Source organism: Jeotgalibaca porci (genome assembly GCF_011299095.1).
Lineage (GTDB): Bacteria > Bacillota > Bacilli > Lactobacillales > Aerococcaceae > Jeotgalibaca > Jeotgalibaca porci.
In genome coordinates, this window is record NZ_CP049889.1 from 1,608,097 (window position 1) to 1,624,200 (window position 16,104).

Here is a 16,104-nt window from a genome sequence, read left to right on the forward strand (position 1 = left end):
ATCACTTAAACTAAAAGGAAGAGGTTCATTATTATGACAAATCCATTCGTACATGACTTTACTGATAAAGTAGTCGCAGTTACAGGTGCCGGCGGCGTTTTATGTTCAGATTTCGCAAAAGCATTCGCAAAAGCAGGTGCTAAAGTAGCGTTGCTAGACTTAAACGAAGAAGCTGCACAAGGCTATGCTGACGAAATCGTTGCAGCAGGCGGAGTAGCTAAAGCTTACAAATGTAACGTTCTAGATAAAGAATCGATCGAAGCTGCTAAAGCAGGTATTGATGCTGACTTAGGTACAGTTGACATCTTAGTTAACGGTGCTGGCGGTAACAATGCGCGTGCGACAACAGATAACGAATTCCACGAAACAAACATGCCAGAAGGAACAAAATCATTCTTTGATTTAGACCAAAGTGGCGTTGAATTTGTATTTAACTTGAACTTCTTGGGAACGTTGTTGCCAACACAAGTTTTTGCTAAAGACATGGTTGGGCGTGAAGGTGCAAACATCATCAACATTTCAAGTATGAATGCTTTCACACCACTAACAAAAATCCCTGCATACTCAGGAGCTAAATCTGCTATCTCTAACTTTACACAATGGTTAGCAGTTCACTTCTCTAAAGCAGGTATTCGTTGTAACGCAATCGCACCAGGATTCTTGGTTTCAAACCAAAACCGCGATTTGTTATTCGAATCTGACCACGAAACACTAAAACCACGTGGACAAAAAATCATTAATAACACACCAATGGGCCGCTTCGGTGACTCTGAAGAATTATTGGGCGGACTAATGTTCTTGGCTGACGAAAAAGCAGCAAGCTTCGTTAACGGAGTTGTATTGCCAATCGATGGTGGATTCAGCGCTTACTCAGGCGTTTAATATAGTAATTTAAGGAAGGAGCCGATAGAAACATCTTCATATTATAGATGAAGTTTCTGTTCGGCTCCTTTTAAATATAAGGGGGCAACTTCAATGACAGATAGATTTTTAACTTTTGAAAAACAAAATAACTTTTTAGTGTGTGTAGACTCAGACGGGTGTGCAATGGACACAATGGACATCAAACACGAGCGTTTCTTCGGACCTTTCTCAGCGGACGTTTTCGGTATCGAAGACCGTGAAACATACCTAGAGGACTGGAACCGCATCAACTTATTCTCAAGTACACGTGGCGTGAACCGTTTCAAAGCGTTGGTTATGGCATTGCAAAATGCACAAAAACGCGGTGAAGATGTTGGTGATATCACTGCTTTGACAGAGTGGGCGGAAACAGCAAGTTCACTTTCAAACGGCGCAATCGAAGAAATTTTGAAAAACAATCCATCTGAAGATTTCGAGAAAACGTTAGACTGGAGCCAACGCGTAAACCATGCCATCGAAACGGAATTAGTCGGTGAAGACCGTCCATTCGAAGGTGCTAAAGATGGTTTAGCAGCCATTACAAAATTAGCGGATGTGGCAATTGTAAGTTCTGCAAATAAAGAAGCAGTTGAAAGTGAGTGGGAACGTCACGAATTATTGGATTCTGTTGACGCATTCTACGCACAAGACCGTGGAACAAAAGCAGAAGCAATCGCTGATTTGTTAACAAAAGGTTATGAAAAGAAACATGTATTGATGGTCGGAGATGCACCCGGAGACGAAGCAGCAGCTGAGAAAAATGGTGTTTATTTCTTCCCAATCTTATTTGGACAAGAAAAAGCATGCTGGGATCGTCTAGTAAACGAAGCAATGCCGAAATTCTTAAATGGTGAATTTACTGAAGAATACCAAGCAACATTGAAAAAAGATTTCCATGAATTGCTAAGTAAATACGACTAATAAAAAGGTGGTTAAAAGCAGTGGCTAAACTAGTTGATTTAACAAAAAAACCTTATAATTTGAACGCAGATCAAATTAAATGGGTAGAAGACACAATCGCTGGCATGACGGATGAAGAGAAAGTCGGACAGTTGTTCGTTAACTTATTCTTCCCAGGATCAGATGAGTACAGTGGGAACGAATTTACCAACCAAGAAATTGTGGAAAAATTCCATATCGGTGGGGCGCGCTACAAAGGGCAAGACTCCGTACAAGTACAGGGATTGTTGAACGAGCTTCAAAGTGCAAGTAAGATTCCATTGCTAGTTGCAGCCAACTGTGACTCGGGTGGTGACGGTGCTACTAACGATGGTACTTACATCGCATCCGGTGCACAAGCAGAAGCGTCTGGCGACACTTCCGTTGCTTACAATGCTGGTTACGTTTCTGGACGTGAAGCAACAGCGCTTGGTGTAAATACAAACTTTGACCCATGTGTGGATATCTTGATGAACTGGCGTAATACAATCGTAAACACACGTGCTTATGGTACAAACGCTGACAGTGTCATCAAATATACAAATGCTTACTTGGAAGGTTTGACACAAAGTGAAATCATCCAATGTATCAAACACTGGCCAGGAGACGGTACAGAAGAACGTGACCAACATTTGGTGTTGGGCGTGAACGAGCTATCTGTTGACGAGTGGGAAGATTCATTTGGCCGCGTATACCGTAACCATATTGAAAATGGTGTGGAAATGATCATGGCGGGCCATATCGCATTGCCAGAATACCAAAAAGCTTTGGATCCATCATTGAAAGATGAAGATATCATGCCAGCAACTTTAGCGCCTGAATTGATCCAAGATTTATTGAAAACAAAATTAGACTTCAACGGAATGGTTATTACTGATGCTGCTCACATGTTGGGTATGACTTCAGCAATGCGCCGTGAAGACTATGTTCCATTATCAATCGCAGCTGGTTGTGACATGTTCCTTTTCTTCAACGATATTGAAGAAGATACCATGTTCATGATGAACGGCTACAAAAATGGTGTCATCACTGAAGAACGTATGACTGATGCTTTACGTCGTATTCTTGGTTTGAAAGCGAAGTTGAACCTTCACTTGAAACAAGCAGAAGGCACATTGTTGAAAGACAAATCTGAATTAGAAGTAATCGGTTGTGAAGAGCACTTGGAGATGCGTGCAGATGCAGCTGATAAGGGTATTACATTGGTGAAGGATACACAAAATAATTTGCCAATTAGCCCAGAAACACACCGTCGTATTCGTCTATACTACCTAGAAGGTGAAAAGGCGATGAACGTTTCTTCAGAGAATAACGCTTTAGGATTCTTCGTTGAAGAATTAGAGCGTCGTGGCTATGAAGTAACTGTTAACGATGGCCACACACGTGTGAAAGGTAAAACGTTGGAATACCGTGAAAATGTTGATTTCGCATTAACTGTTTCAAACGTAGCAGGTTACGGTGCAGAAAATAACTACCGTATTAAATGGAAGACAGCAATGTCCAACGAAGTTCCTTGGTACGTATGGGAAGTTCCAACAGTATTCGTATCGTTGAACTTTACAACGCATTTGCATGATGCAACAATGGTTAAGACATTCGTTAACGCATACCACAATAACGAAGAAACAATTCGCCAAGTGATTGACAAACTAGAAGGAAAATCCGAATTCAAAGGAACTCCTAACGAAAACGTTTGGGCAAACAAATGGCAAGCTAAACTATAAGAATGGTAAAAAGGCGTTCAACTCCGCATCACTATTTGTGAAGCGGGCGTCGAAGCTGCCAAAAGCAAACCGGGACGCTTCTGTCCCGGTTTATTTTTTTGTGGGTGGGTGTGGATGGCTCACTCAGACCATCGAGTAGGCTCTTTTGTCGTAAATGGCTCACTCAGATTGAAATTTACGTTTGAGTAGGCTCTTTTACTGTAAATGGCTCACTCAGAGTGGATTTTCCGTTTGAGTAGGCTCTTTTGTTGTAAATGGCTCACTCAGAGTGGATTTTCCGTTTGAGTAGGCCGTCTCCGCAAAGGCCAAAGGGATTAGGCAGTAATATTGCTTTTTGGGGCTACGGTTGCTATGATTTTAGAAATAGAATCAGTAGCGGAAGGAGAAAGTATGAAGACTTTGATTATTGTGTCTCACCCCGAATTGATGGAATCGCACACGCAACGATTCTTATGGGAGAGTTTGCCCGAACAGGACGTGACGTGGCATCATTTGGAAGCTGTTTATCCGGATGGTGTGATAGACGTGACCGCAGAACAGAGATTGCTGAAAGGGCATGGCCGCATTGTTTTTCAATTTCCACTTTACTGGTATAGTTCGCCGCCACTGCTAAAAGCCTGGCAGGATGCCGTTTTAACTGAAGGTTTTGCGTATGGTCGCTTTGGAAGTCAGTTGGTTGGGAAAGAATTGCAACTGGTTGTTGCGACTGGGGTTCCGGAAAAAGATTATCAAGCAGGCGGTTTGGAGCAGTTTACATTGCCGGAATTAATGCGTCCGTTTCAAGCAACAGCTATAAAATGCCAGATGCAGTATTTCCCGCTTTTTGTCATTTCTCAGTTTGACTATATGAGTGAGCAGGAGCGCCGGAAATTATTGATTCAGTACCGGCAAGTGTTAACGGGACGCTTGTGGGGAACGTTGGAAGAGAAGGAAGCGTGGTTTGAAGAAGAACTCACGACACTTGGAAAAGTGCATTTGTCTGAAGACGACTGTCTGCAAGTGGATTTACTTATCCAACAGTTGCAAACGAATCGCGAGCACTTGAATGATTTAAACTGGACGCTTCAGGAAATGAGGGAATAGGCGATGGAACAACAAGAATGGATGCTATCCCTGATTGAACAGCTAAAAAATAAAAGCAAAGATTACCGTCAAATTGCGTTGTATCAAGAATTATCTGAACTTGTTAAGGAGCAGTATAAACGCATTGAACAAGCAGAGGGCGAGATTGATGGCCGGTCTTGGAGTCCCAAAGACTGGGACAATTAAAGAGAGGGGAATAAAGAAATGACACTACCAAATTTTACATTTATTGAAACTGATACGGATGACATAGCAGAAGGCATGATATGCGATCCAATGACAGGCTTATGCGGGCCACTCCCGGAAGAAAATGACCAACCAAAAGAAAAGAGTGAATCAGATGAGTAAAATTGAAATGTACTACGCAACGGATCCACTATGTTCATTCTGTTGGGCATTTGAACCGACATTGAGAAAATTCCGTTATCAGTATGCTTCTTACATTAGCAATGACACAACCGTTATGGGCGGAATGATTGAGAAATGGGAGAAATTCGGCGGTGATAGCAGCAATGGTATTCAATCCGCTGCTGATGTTGCCAAACACTGGCGCGAAATTGGTGATTTCAGTCGCATGGTGATTGATGGCCGGGTTTGGCTGGATGAGCCAATCGATTCATCATTCCCTAGTTCGCAAGCATTTCAAATTGTGCGTCGTGACTATCCGGAGCAAGCACAGGCGTTTTTACGTAAATTGCGTGAAACAGTTATGGTGTGGAACCAGGATATTTCTAAACGAGAAGTACTGGCAGGCATCCTCGAAGAAATGGGCTTGGATCACGAAAAAATACTGAACGATGCCGATTCTTTCGAAGGTCGTAGTTTGTTAAATAGCGATCTTGGCTTAGCACGTGCGCTAACCGCAACTGGATTTCCAACACTCGTTTTGGTAAATGAACAAAATCAAGGAGTTAAAGTCGTTGGTGCACAGCCGTATGAAGCGTTAGAGAGTGCTTTGAAACAAATCTTGGGCGTTGAGGAATTGATTCAGACGCCTGTTCCAAGTTTGGATTTAGTCATGAAAACCACACCATTTTTGATGAATAGAGAAATCGAAGTGCTTTATAACTTGGAAGAGTCAGAAGTACCGGGATTTGTCGACATGATTGTCGGTAAAGAAAACGTCCAAAAAGGCGAAGTACTGGGCCAAGATTATTACAGAAGGTTGACAGTTTAATGAAACTAAACGAAAAAGAAAATCTCTTCCAAGCCGTGTTTGTTGTCGCGATCGTCTTGTTAAAAAGATTCTATGGTAGTGCGCTGGGAGAATACGAAAATATTATTTTTGTTTTCACGGCGGCCATCGGATTATTTGCTATCAACTGGCTGCTTAAGCGCTTGGACAAGAGTGGCGCAACGTTTGATACATGGGAAGATAAGTGGGACTTAGCGACTATTTTAGCTTATGGCTTCTCATTACTACTATTGAAATGGTTGCAGGTCACGAACATTTGGGTGTTGGTGGTAGTCGGCGTTTTGATTATCGGAATTAATGTGGTCATTAAGCTTAAAAGAAGAGAAATTAAAAAGAACATGGATATCCGCTGAGTGCGGTTTCCCTGTTCTTTTTTAGTGTATCCTTTTAAATCAAGTAATTTCAAGATGATAGACATAGTCGTCCATTACATAACCGCCGCCGATATCGGAAATGATTGAATCAGTCCGTTCGAAACCGGCTTTTTCGTAAAAAGCGATAGCGTCAGAGTTGTACTTATTAACAGTCAACGTAATCCCGTTCATACCGCGTTCAGTCGCCATCTGCAGCAGTTCTTTTAGAATCGCTGCAGCATGCCCGAGTCCACGCGCTTCTTTTAATAGATAGAGTTTACTCAGGAAAAGCACGTTCTCCTGCCATTCGATAGCCACATAACCAATTTCCGAAACGCCGGCTTCAATAATGAAGTAATCGGCCTTGTTATGCGCGATATCCTGAACCATTTTTTCTTCGGACTGAAGGGTGGCCAACATATAACGAACTTGAGCTTCGCCCAAAATCGGCAGGTAGTGCTCCTGCCAAATTATCTCAGCCATGTGTGCAATGTCTTCAACTTGCAATGTATCTCTTACTGGTACGAGTTTCGTCATCGTCTAAACCAACTTCACTAGGAAGTATTTTTTCTTGCCGCGACGAACAATGATGAATCGGCCTTCGAATGAGTTTTCACGTGAAATAACGAAATCTAAATCTGTTACTTTGTCACCGTTAATCGTGATAGCACCGTTTTGGATATCTTCACGTGATTGACGACGAGATGGCTCGATTCCTAAATCAACCAACCATGTAACCAATTCTTGTTCAGTTAAATCAGATTCGAAAGTGGGCATATTTTTGAACCCTTGCGCGATTTCATTGGCGTTCAATTCTTTTACGTTTCCAGTAAATAGTGCTTCCGTAATTTTTAATGCATCTGCCAACGCTTGTTCGCCGTGGACAAATTTTGTCATTTCAGCTGCAAGTGTTTTTTGGGCTTCGCGTTTATGTGGTTCTGTTTCAACTTTTTCAGCCAATGAAGAAATTTCTTCTTGTGAAAGGAATGTAAAGTAGTTCAAGTATTTCACGACATCACGGTCATCTTGGTTTACCCAGAATTGGTAGAATTCGTAAGGCGTTGTCATTTCCGCATCCAACCACACCGCGCCGCCAGCCGTCTTACCGAATTTCGTACCATCCGCTTTCAACATCAACGGAATAGTCAGACCGTATGCTTCTGCTTCCGCGCCTTCTTTTTTACGGATTAATTCCAAACCGGCTGTAATATTTCCCCATTGATCCGCACCACCAACTTGCAATTGCACGTCTAGGTTACGGTATAAGTGGAGGTAATCCATGGATTGCAAAATTTGGTAAGAGAATTCCGTAAATGAAATTCCTGTTTCCAAACGGCTTGCAACGATATCTTTTGCTAACATGGTATTCAGGTTGAAGTTTTTACCGAAATCTCTCAGGAAATCTAACAATGAGAGGTTCTTCGTCCAGTCTAAGTTATTAACGAGACGAATTTCTGAGTCTGACTCGCCAGCTTTGAACAACTTTTGCATTTGTTCTGTAATCTTTTGCGCGTTGTAAGCGACCGTTTCTTCTGATTGTAAAACGCGTTCCTCTGACTTTCCGCTAGGGTCTCCAATTGAACCTGTTGCAGCGCCGATTAAAATGACCGGTTTGTGGCCAGCTAGTTGGAATCTTTTCAGAATCATGAAGGGAATCAAGTGTCCAATATGCATACTTGCACCCGTAGCATCGATTCCACAGTATAAGCCAATACTTTTCTTTTCAATTAACTTCGTTAGTCCTTCAGCGTCCGTCTGTTGATTAATGGCACCGCGCCATTCTAAATCTTCAATAATATTCATGTATATTTGCCTCCGATTTCTATTTTTTTGTATAAAAAAAGTCCCCGACTGTAACAGTCAGGGACGATAATTTACCGTGGTACCACCCAGATTGCATTTCGAAAAAATCGAAATACCTCTTTGCAGGTAACGTCTGCTAAACGCTTGTTTAAGAAAGCTCGGGAGTGTAATTCAGTTCAAGGTCGTACCGATTCTCACCACCATCGGCTCTCTACGAATTCAAAACCTTAATCCTACTGGTTTCCGTCATCACTTTTAATATTTGTATGATTGCAATTATTATAACGAGCGCGCTTGATTCCGTCAACTGTCTAAAGCGCTTTAGGACATAAGTTGGGTTGTGTTACAGATGTGTTACAAAGAAGCTACAAGTTGTCGAAAAACGATTTTTCACAAAGTAACTATGCTATGATTTCATCACTGAGATAAATATAAACTTTAAAATATATATGAAACCGACACGGAGGTACTAACTTGAAGAAGAAACTTGCCACATTATTACTCACAAGTTCATTGCTTGCATCAACGATGATAGCACCTATTGCCGCTTCCGCAGATGAATTACAAAATAAAATTGAACAACAAGAATCTAAATTAGAAGCAATTCAATCTGAAGTTCTATCAGCACAACAAACGTTAACTGCTGTTCAAGCAGAAATTTCTGCTGCAGAATCTCGTTCAAATGAATTACTTGAGTCTCGTATCACAACACAAGACGAAGTAACTACATTGGCTGAAGAAATCGAAAAATTAGAAATTATTATTGAAAAACGTGAAGAGCAATTACAAGAACAAGCCCGTTCTGTACAGGTAAATGGTTCAAACACAAACTACATTAACTTTGTATTTGCTTCTGAATCTTTAACAGATTTAGTTGCACGTGTTGAAGTCGTTACAACAATGGTATCAGCGAACAAATCATTAGTTGAACAACAAATTTCTGATAAAGAAGCTGTTACAGATAAAAAAGTAGCTTCTGAAGAGAAACTTGAAGAAATTATCGGTATGTCAACTGAGCTTGAGCAATTGAAAGCTGATTTACATATTAAAAAAATCGAAGAAGAAAGTGCAATTGCAGCTTTGAATGCTGAACAGTCAACTGTTCAAGCTGACCGCGACAAATTTATTGCACAAAAAGAAGAAGCAGATCGTCGTGCAGCTGAAGAAGCCGCAGCAATCGCAGCAGCAGAAGCGGCAGCTATTGCAGCTGCAGAAGAAGCAGCACGTGTAGCAGCAATCGCAGTAGAAGAAGTAGCAGAAGTTGAAACTGTAGCAACAACATCTAGAAACGTTGCAGCTCCAGCAGTGACTGCACCACAACAATCTGCACCAACAGAAACTGTTGCTCAGGCACCAGCTACTACGCCGGAATCGACGCCAGCACCAACGCCAGCACCAGCACCAGCACCAGCTCCAGCTCCTTCTCATTCAGGGGACTTGATTGGTGAAGCTTACAAATATCTAGGCGTTCCTTATGTATGGGGCGGTAAAACACCAGCAGGATTTGACTGTTCTGGATTTACATCATATGTATTCCGTCAAGCTTACGGAATGGAAATCGGTTCTTGGACAGGCGCGCAAGAAAACCTTGGAACGAAAATCAGTGTTTCTCAAGCACAACCAGGAGATTTATTATTCTGGGGATCAGCTGGAAGCACATACCACGTAGCGATTTATTTGGGTGGCGGATCATACATCCACGCACCATACGAAGGTCGTACAGTTGAAGTAAACACTATTTCAAACTTTACACCACAATTCGCAGTACGCGTAAACTAATATTAAACTTTCAAAAGACAGTCCAAAGCGGGCTGTTTTTTTTGCTTGGTCACTTTGACCCGGCAACCGCTAACTCAAACTGCAAATCCCATTTGAGTTAGCACCCTAACCAAAAAATCACTCAGAATAAACATTCCGCTTGACCTTGACGTTACGTCAAGGTTTAGTATGGACATATAGGAGGGGAGCAGATGGAATATAGCATCAAGAAACTCGCAGAAATGGCTGGTTTAACAAGTCGAACGTTACGCTACTATGACACGATTCAATTGTTGAAACCCAAACGCATTAATTCATCCGGCTATCGGATTTATGGAGAAGAGGAAATCAACCGGCTCCAACAGATTCTATTTTTCCGTGAGTTTGAAATTCCGTTAGAGGAAATTAAGAACTATCTCGATGATCCAGATTTCGATCATACAGAAGCACTGAATCAACATCGCCTACAACTGTTAGCACGACGAGACCGATTGGAAAAATTGTTAGAAACACTTGATACGACACTCGAAAACCTAAAAGGAGAGACAACCATGGCTGATGAACAAAAATTTGAAGGATTCAAGCAGCAGCAATTAGCGGATAACGAGGCAAAATACGGGAAAGAGATTCGTAACGCATACGGCGCAGAAACAATCCAAAAGGCGAATAACCAATTTGAAAATCTAACGGAAAAACAATACACAGACATGCAGGCAACCGCCGAGAAGATTCTTACAAATCTTAAAGAAGCAGTGAAAACGAGCAATCCAGCCAGTGAAACTGCACAAGAGATAGCGAAGCTACATAAATACTGGTTAAGCTTTACTTGGCCAGCTTATTCAAAAGCGGCACATCGCGGATTGGCAGAAATGTATATTGCGGATCAGCGCTTCACAAAATATTATGACGAGCCGGCAGGAGAAGGCGCAGCACAATTTTTACGTGACGCTATCCATATCTTTGCGGCAGAATAGATTTCTTTAAATAAAAGCGCATGAGGGCCTCTTTTTGTGGTAAAATGGAGAATGCATATATTGAACTTTTAAGGGGGCACTCATTCGTGTTTAAAGAAAAAGAAACATTTTATATCACGACTCCGATTTATTACCCAAGTGGGCAATTACATATCGGAAACTCATATACAACTATTGCGTGCGATGTGATGGCACGTTACAAACGCCTACAAGGCTTTGACGTTTTCTATTTAACGGGAACGGATGAACATGGACAAAAAATTGAAACAAAAGCAGCTGAACAAGGTATTTCACCAAAAGAATACGTTGATAAAATGGCAACGGACATTCAAGCGCTATGGAAGAAATTGGATATTTCCCATGACTACTTCGTCCGTACGACGGATGAAAACCACGTAAAAGCTGTTCAAATGATTTTTGAAAAGCTTGTTGAACAAGGGGATATTTATCTGGGAGAATACGAAGGCTGGTACTCTGTTTCAGATGAAGAGTTCTTTACTGAAACGCAATTGGCTGAAGTATACAAAGACGAAAATGGCAAAGTTATCGGCGGAGTGGCACCAAGTGGACACGAAGTCGAATTGGTTAAAGAAGAATCTTACTTCTTCCGTATGAGCAAATACGCGGATCGTTTGTTGAAATATTACGAAGACCATCCAGGATTTATCCAACCGGAATCACGTAAGAACGAAATGATTAACAATTTCATTAAACCGGGACTTGAAGACCTCGCTGTATCACGGACAACATTCTCATGGGGTATCCCAGTAGAAAGAGATCCAAAACACGTGGTTTACGTATGGATTGATGCGTTGGCGAACTACATTACAGCACTTGGCTACGGTTCAGAAGACGATTCATTGTTCCAAAAATACTGGCCGGCAAATGTACATATGGTTGGGAAAGAAATCGTGCGTTTCCATACGATTTACTGGCCGATTATGTTGATGGCATTAGATATTCCGTTACCAGAGAAAATCTTTGGTCATGGTTGGTTACAAATGAAAGACGGTAAAATGTCTAAATCCAAAGGGAACGTTGTTTATCCAGAACCATTGGTAGAGCGTTACGGTTTGGATGCATTGCGATACTACTTGATGCGTGAAGTCAGCTTCGGAAGTGACGGTACGTTCACACCTGAAGATTACATCAACCGTATTAACTTTGACTTGGCCAACGACCTTGGAAACTTGTTAAACAGAACCATCGCAATGATTAACAAATACTTCGATGGTGAAGTTCCTGCTTGGTCCAATCAAACAACAGAATTCGATGCAGATATGGAAGCAACTGTTGCTTCTGTAATCGAAAAGTATACGAAAGAAATGGACAACATGCAATTCAGTGTTGCACTGGCTGAAGTATGGCGTCTGATTTCACGTTCTAACAAATACATTGATGAGACACAACCATGGGTACTGGCAAAAGATGAGTCTCGTAAAGAAGAATTAGGTAGCGTAATGGTGCATTTGGCGGAAGTATTGCGTATTACTGCGATTCTCCTCTCACCATTCTTGACGCAATCACCAGCTAAAATCTTCGAACAATTGGGTCTGGATTTTGAAACACAAGGACAATGGGAAAACTTAGTCTTTGGTAAGTTCCCAGCCGGCACAAACGTCGTGAAAAAAGGAACACCGATTTTCCCACGTTTGGACCAAGAAGAGGAGGTTGCTTTCTTGAAAGAGCAAATCGCATCCACAGGCGTTCAAGCTGAGGAAGTAGAAGAAACAGCTTTTGATCCAAATGAAACAAAACTTGTATCTGAAAAAGAAAAACAAATTAAATACGACGATTTCGACGTAGTAGAATTGAAAGTAGCCGAAGTAATCGACTGTCAAAAAGTCGAAGGAGCGGACAAGCTACTGAAATTCCGTTTAGATGCCGGAGACGAAGGACACCGTCAAATTCTATCTGGAATTGCCGAGTGGTACTCAGATCCAGCTTATTTCATCGGTAAAAAAGTAGTCATCGTTGCGAACTTGAAACCACGTAAAATGCGAGGCGAAGTAAGTCAAGGGATGATTCTATCCGCTGAAAAAGACGGTAAACTACAAGTTATTTTAGCACCGCAAGAAGCTGCAAACGGCTCGACGGTAGCGTAATAAAAATGGGCTGGCGCGTAAGCACCAGCTCATTTTTCATGTATAATAAGACTAGATATGAATGAGAGAGGAAGATGAAGCGCGTGTTATTTGATACCCACTGTCATTTGAATGTTGATGCTTTCGAAGAGGATGCAGAAGCGACCATCCAACGTGCCAAGGAAGCAGGTGTTTCGCGCTTTGCAGTCGTCGGATTCGATGCGAAAACCATTAAAAAATCGCTCAAATTGAGCGCGGCGCATCCGGAAATTTATAGCATTATTGGTTGGCATCCAACCGAGGCCGGTAGTTATACTATCGAGATTGAAGAATCCTTACTAGCCATGTTACGCACGGAAAAAGTTATTGCAATGGGTGAAATTGGCTTGGATTATTATTGGATGGAAGATCCCAAAGACGTGCAGGAACATGTTTTCCGCCGTCAAATTCAAATTGCCAAGCAATTACAATTACCGATATCCATTCACATGCGTGATGCGATTGAAGATACGTATCGTATTTTAAAAGACGAAGATGTTTCTGAAATTGGTGGCATCATGCACAGCTACAGTGGCGATGTTGCTTACATGGAGAAATTTCTAGAATTGGGCATGCATATTTCCTTGAGCGGAGTCGTGACGTTCAAAAAAGCACAAGACGTTCACGAAGTAGCGAAGGCTGTACCGTTGGACCGCTTATTGATCGAAACAGATGCCCCTTATTTAGCTCCCGTACCGTATCGTGGGAAACGTAACGAACCTAGCTACGTCAAATACGTTGCAGAGAAAGTGGCAGAACTGCGCGGCATGACCTTAGAAGAAGTTGCCGCTATTACAATGCAAAATGCAAACAAATTGTTTAGATTGGAAGACATATGAAAGTACAAGAGATTATTGTAGTTGAAGGTAAAGATGATACGGCCAGAATAAAATTGGCCGTTGAAGCAGATACAATTGAAACAAATGGTTCTGCTTTGGATGAAGCAACGATTCAAAGAGTCATGAAGGCCCACGAAACAAGAGGCGTGATTGTCTTGACGGATCCGGACTTTCCCGGCGGAAAAATACGTGAAACGCTGACGCAGCGGATCCCAACCATCAAGCATGCCTTTGTGCGAAAGGAAGATTGCCAGTCGCCGACAGGGGGAAGTCTTGGTGTTGAACATGCTTCGCCTGAGACAATTCGCCAGGCACTAGAAAATGTACAAACGCCGTACTTAGAGGCACCGACCGAAAATCTAAAACCATTTTTCCTTGCAGCCGGCCTGATGGGTCAGCCGCATTCGGCAGAATACCGCGAGAAATTAGGAGACGAACTAGGAATCGGTCATACAAATGGCAAGCAATTCTTAAAGAGAATCCAAATGTTTCAAATTACAAAAGAAGAAATCAGTGTTGCAATGGATAAAATCGGACTTCCGGTTCCAACGACACAAGGACAGGAGTTGGTATAGTGAATAATAAAAACATCGCGACACCAAGTAGAACGAAACAAATACTAAAAAAATATGGCTTAACCATGAAAAAGAGCTTGGGACAAAATTTTCTTGTTGAACCAGGTATCTTAACGAAGATGTTGGCAGCAGGGGAAATCGATAAAGACACAGTAGTCATTGAAATCGGCCCGGGGATTGGTGCATTGACGGAGCGCTTAGCACAAGAAGCGAAACAAGTCATCGCCTTTGAAGTGGACCGTCGTTTGGAACCCATTTTGAAAAATGAATTGGCTGAATATGACAACATTGAAGTTATTTTTCAAGACATCTTAGAAGCAAACTTGCCGGAATTATTTGCTGATCGCTTTGAACCAACAGACCGCATTGTTGTAGCGGCGAACTTGCCATACTATATTACAACACCGATTATTATGAATTTTATCGAAGCCAATTTACCAGTGGATGCGTACGTTATGATGATGCAAAAGGAAGTTGCCGAGCGTATGACGGCATCGCCTGGGTCAAAAAATTACGGTTCTTTAACAGTGGCTATCGATTATTATACGGAAGCAGAAATTTCCTTTATCGTACCACGTACGGTATTTGTGCCACAGCCGAATGTTGATTCTGCTGTATTGAAATTAAAACGCCGTGAAGTACCAAAAGTTACAGTTGAAAATGAAGCATTTTACTTCAGATTGACACGCGGCTCTTTCCAACACCGTCGTAAAACACTATGGAATAACTTAATGGGTATTTATGGAAAAACCGATGAAGCAAAAGAAGCACTACGTTTAGGTTTGGAAGCTGTTGGAATTGAAGGCAGCCGTCGTGCAGAAACACTAGCGATTGAAGAGTTCGCGGCTTTAGCGAATGAATTCTACCAATCTGACGTTCTAAAAAATAGTTAAGGGTTAATCGTTTAAGGAGGCAGTTTATGGTCTATTTAAATTCTTTCTTATTTCCTGAGCGGGAGGCTGAATTTAATTTCTTTATAAACATCAAACGAACAGTCTATGATACCTATTATCCGTTTCAGGTGCTGTCTCAAAAAGGGTTTACGAGAATGGACTGTGCCCCCATCACGATTCTGTATGGTGGAAATGGATCTGGGAAAACAACGGCCTTAAACATTATCGCGGAGAAACTAGCCTTACAAAGACAGGCGAAATACAACCGTTCTAATTTCTTTGAAGATTACCTAAAGTATTGCGAAGCAGACCTTTACAATACGTTACCAAAAGAAAGTCGGATTATCACAAGTGATGATGTCTTTGACTATATTTTGAATATCCGTACGGTAAATGAAGGAATCGACGAAAAACGGGAAGAGATGTTCGAAGAGTATCTCAGTCTGAAACACTCACAGTTTCAATTGCGCTCGCTGGATGACTATGAACAACTCAGACAAGTCGTGGAAGCGCGTAGGAAGACGCAGTCCCGATTTGTCAGGCAAGAGATGCCTGGAAATGTCCGTGAATATTCTAATGGTGAAAATGCATTTCGTTATTTTACCAATCAAATCGAAGAGAACGGCCTCTATCTGTTGGATGAACCGGAGAATAGTTTATCTCCGGCCAGACAATTAGAGTTGGTTCAATTTATCGAAGATTCTGCACGTTTTTTTGGTTGTCAGTTTATCATTTCGACACACTCGCCGTTCTTGTTGGCTTTAAAGGAAGCTCGTATTTACGATTTGGACACGCAGCCTGTCGTTTCTAAGAAATGGACAGAGTTGGAAAACGTCAGAACTTATTATGCTTTCTTTCAAAAATATCAAGAAGAGTTTCGGAACTGACACATTCGTTTGAATCTGTCAGTTTTTTGGTATCCAATTATAATAAAAAGAAGGA

At 41.7% G+C, this 16,104-nt stretch carries 17 protein-coding genes and 1 other annotated feature; of the genes, 15 read left to right on the forward strand and 2 right to left on the reverse strand.

The genetic code is table 11. The features are described 5' to 3' along the window. The first annotated feature begins 33 nt into the window (after positions 1–33). The 8 genes from G7058_RS08205 (at position 34) to G7058_RS08240 (ending at position 6,197) form a co-directional block, all read left to right on the forward strand. Positions 34–882: an SDR family oxidoreductase gene (locus G7058_RS08205; RefSeq protein WP_166063072.1), complete on the forward strand. Its 849-nt coding sequence runs from the start codon at positions 34–36 to the stop codon at positions 880–882. Between the two features lie 93 nt (positions 883–975). Beyond that, a complete protein-coding gene (locus G7058_RS08210) occupies positions 976–1,824 on the forward strand; it encodes an HAD family hydrolase (protein ID WP_166063073.1) in 849 nt (282 codons plus the stop codon). Positions 1,825–1,844: 20 nt separating this feature from the next. Further along, positions 1,845–3,566, forward strand: coding sequence for a glycoside hydrolase family 3 protein (locus tag G7058_RS08215; protein WP_166063074.1), 1,722 nt, complete (start codon positions 1,845–1,847; stop codon positions 3,564–3,566). Between the two features lie 351 nt (positions 3,567–3,917). Beyond that, on the forward strand, positions 3,918–4,649 hold the full coding sequence (locus tag G7058_RS08220; RefSeq protein WP_227004414.1) for an NAD(P)H-dependent oxidoreductase: 732 nt from the start codon (positions 3,918–3,920) through the stop codon (positions 4,647–4,649). A gap of 3 nt (positions 4,650–4,652) precedes the next feature. After that, complete coding sequence (locus tag G7058_RS08225) at positions 4,653–4,835, forward strand: hypothetical protein (RefSeq protein WP_166063076.1); 183 nt, start codon at positions 4,653–4,655, stop codon at positions 4,833–4,835. Positions 4,836–4,853: 18 nt separating this feature from the next. Further along, positions 4,854–4,997: a hypothetical protein gene (locus G7058_RS08230; RefSeq protein ID WP_166063077.1), complete on the forward strand. Its 144-nt coding sequence runs from the start codon at positions 4,854–4,856 to the stop codon at positions 4,995–4,997. Continuing rightward, positions 4,990–5,826: a DsbA family protein gene (locus G7058_RS08235; RefSeq protein WP_166063078.1), complete on the forward strand. Its 837-nt coding sequence runs from the start codon at positions 4,990–4,992 to the stop codon at positions 5,824–5,826. The genes G7058_RS08230 and G7058_RS08235 overlap by 8 nt, the downstream gene beginning before the upstream one ends. Then, positions 5,826–6,197, forward strand: coding sequence for a hypothetical protein (locus G7058_RS08240; protein WP_166063079.1), 372 nt, complete (start codon positions 5,826–5,828; stop codon positions 6,195–6,197). The genes G7058_RS08235 and G7058_RS08240 overlap by 1 nt, the downstream gene beginning before the upstream one ends. A 39-nt stretch (positions 6,198–6,236) precedes the next feature. Here G7058_RS08240 and G7058_RS08245 read toward each other — a convergent pair whose 3' ends face one another. Beyond that, positions 6,237–6,734 carry a GNAT family N-acetyltransferase gene (locus tag G7058_RS08245; protein WP_166063080.1) on the reverse strand — a complete coding sequence of 166 codons (498 nt, stop codon included), beginning with the start codon at positions 6,732–6,734 and terminating at the stop codon, positions 6,237–6,239. Between the two features lie 3 nt (positions 6,735–6,737). After that, positions 6,738–8,000, reverse strand: coding sequence for a tyrosine--tRNA ligase (tyrS, locus tag G7058_RS08250; RefSeq protein ID WP_166063081.1), 1,263 nt, complete (start codon positions 7,998–8,000; stop codon positions 6,738–6,740). A gap of 56 nt (positions 8,001–8,056) precedes the next feature. After that, positions 8,057–8,259, reverse strand: a binding site (T-box leader). 215 nt (positions 8,260–8,474) lie between these two features. Between tyrS and G7058_RS08255 the strand changes: the two genes are divergently transcribed. The 7 genes from G7058_RS08255 to G7058_RS08285 all read left to right on the forward strand — a co-directional run bounded on the left by G7058_RS08255 (position 8,475) and on the right by G7058_RS08285 (position 16,049). Further along, a complete protein-coding gene (locus G7058_RS08255; protein ID WP_166063082.1) occupies positions 8,475–9,779 on the forward strand; it encodes a C40 family peptidase in 1,305 nt (434 codons plus the stop codon). Positions 9,780–9,970: 191 nt separating this feature from the next. Continuing rightward, complete coding sequence (locus G7058_RS08260) at positions 9,971–10,732, forward strand: MerR family transcriptional regulator (protein WP_166063083.1); 762 nt, start codon at positions 9,971–9,973, stop codon at positions 10,730–10,732. A gap of 86 nt (positions 10,733–10,818) precedes the next feature. Next, positions 10,819–12,837: a methionine--tRNA ligase gene (metG, locus tag G7058_RS08265; protein WP_227004415.1), complete on the forward strand. Its 2,019-nt coding sequence runs from the start codon at positions 10,819–10,821 to the stop codon at positions 12,835–12,837. 83 nt (positions 12,838–12,920) lie between these two features. Then, a complete protein-coding gene (locus G7058_RS08270; RefSeq protein ID WP_166063750.1) occupies positions 12,921–13,694 on the forward strand; it encodes a TatD family hydrolase in 774 nt (257 codons plus the stop codon). Next, positions 13,691–14,269, forward strand: a complete 579-nt coding sequence (rnmV, locus tag G7058_RS08275; RefSeq protein ID WP_166063085.1) for a ribonuclease M5 — start codon at positions 13,691–13,693, stop codon at positions 14,267–14,269. Before G7058_RS08270 ends, rnmV begins: the two co-directional genes overlap by 4 nt. Next, positions 14,266–15,162, forward strand: a complete 897-nt coding sequence (rsmA, locus tag G7058_RS08280; protein WP_166063751.1) for a 16S rRNA (adenine(1518)-N(6)/adenine(1519)-N(6))-dimethyltransferase RsmA — start codon at positions 14,266–14,268, stop codon at positions 15,160–15,162. Before rnmV ends, rsmA begins: the two co-directional genes overlap by 4 nt. 26 nt (positions 15,163–15,188) lie before the next feature. Next, positions 15,189–16,049, forward strand: coding sequence for an AAA family ATPase (locus G7058_RS08285; protein WP_166063086.1), 861 nt, complete (start codon positions 15,189–15,191; stop codon positions 16,047–16,049). Positions 16,050–16,104: the final 55 nt, after the last annotated feature.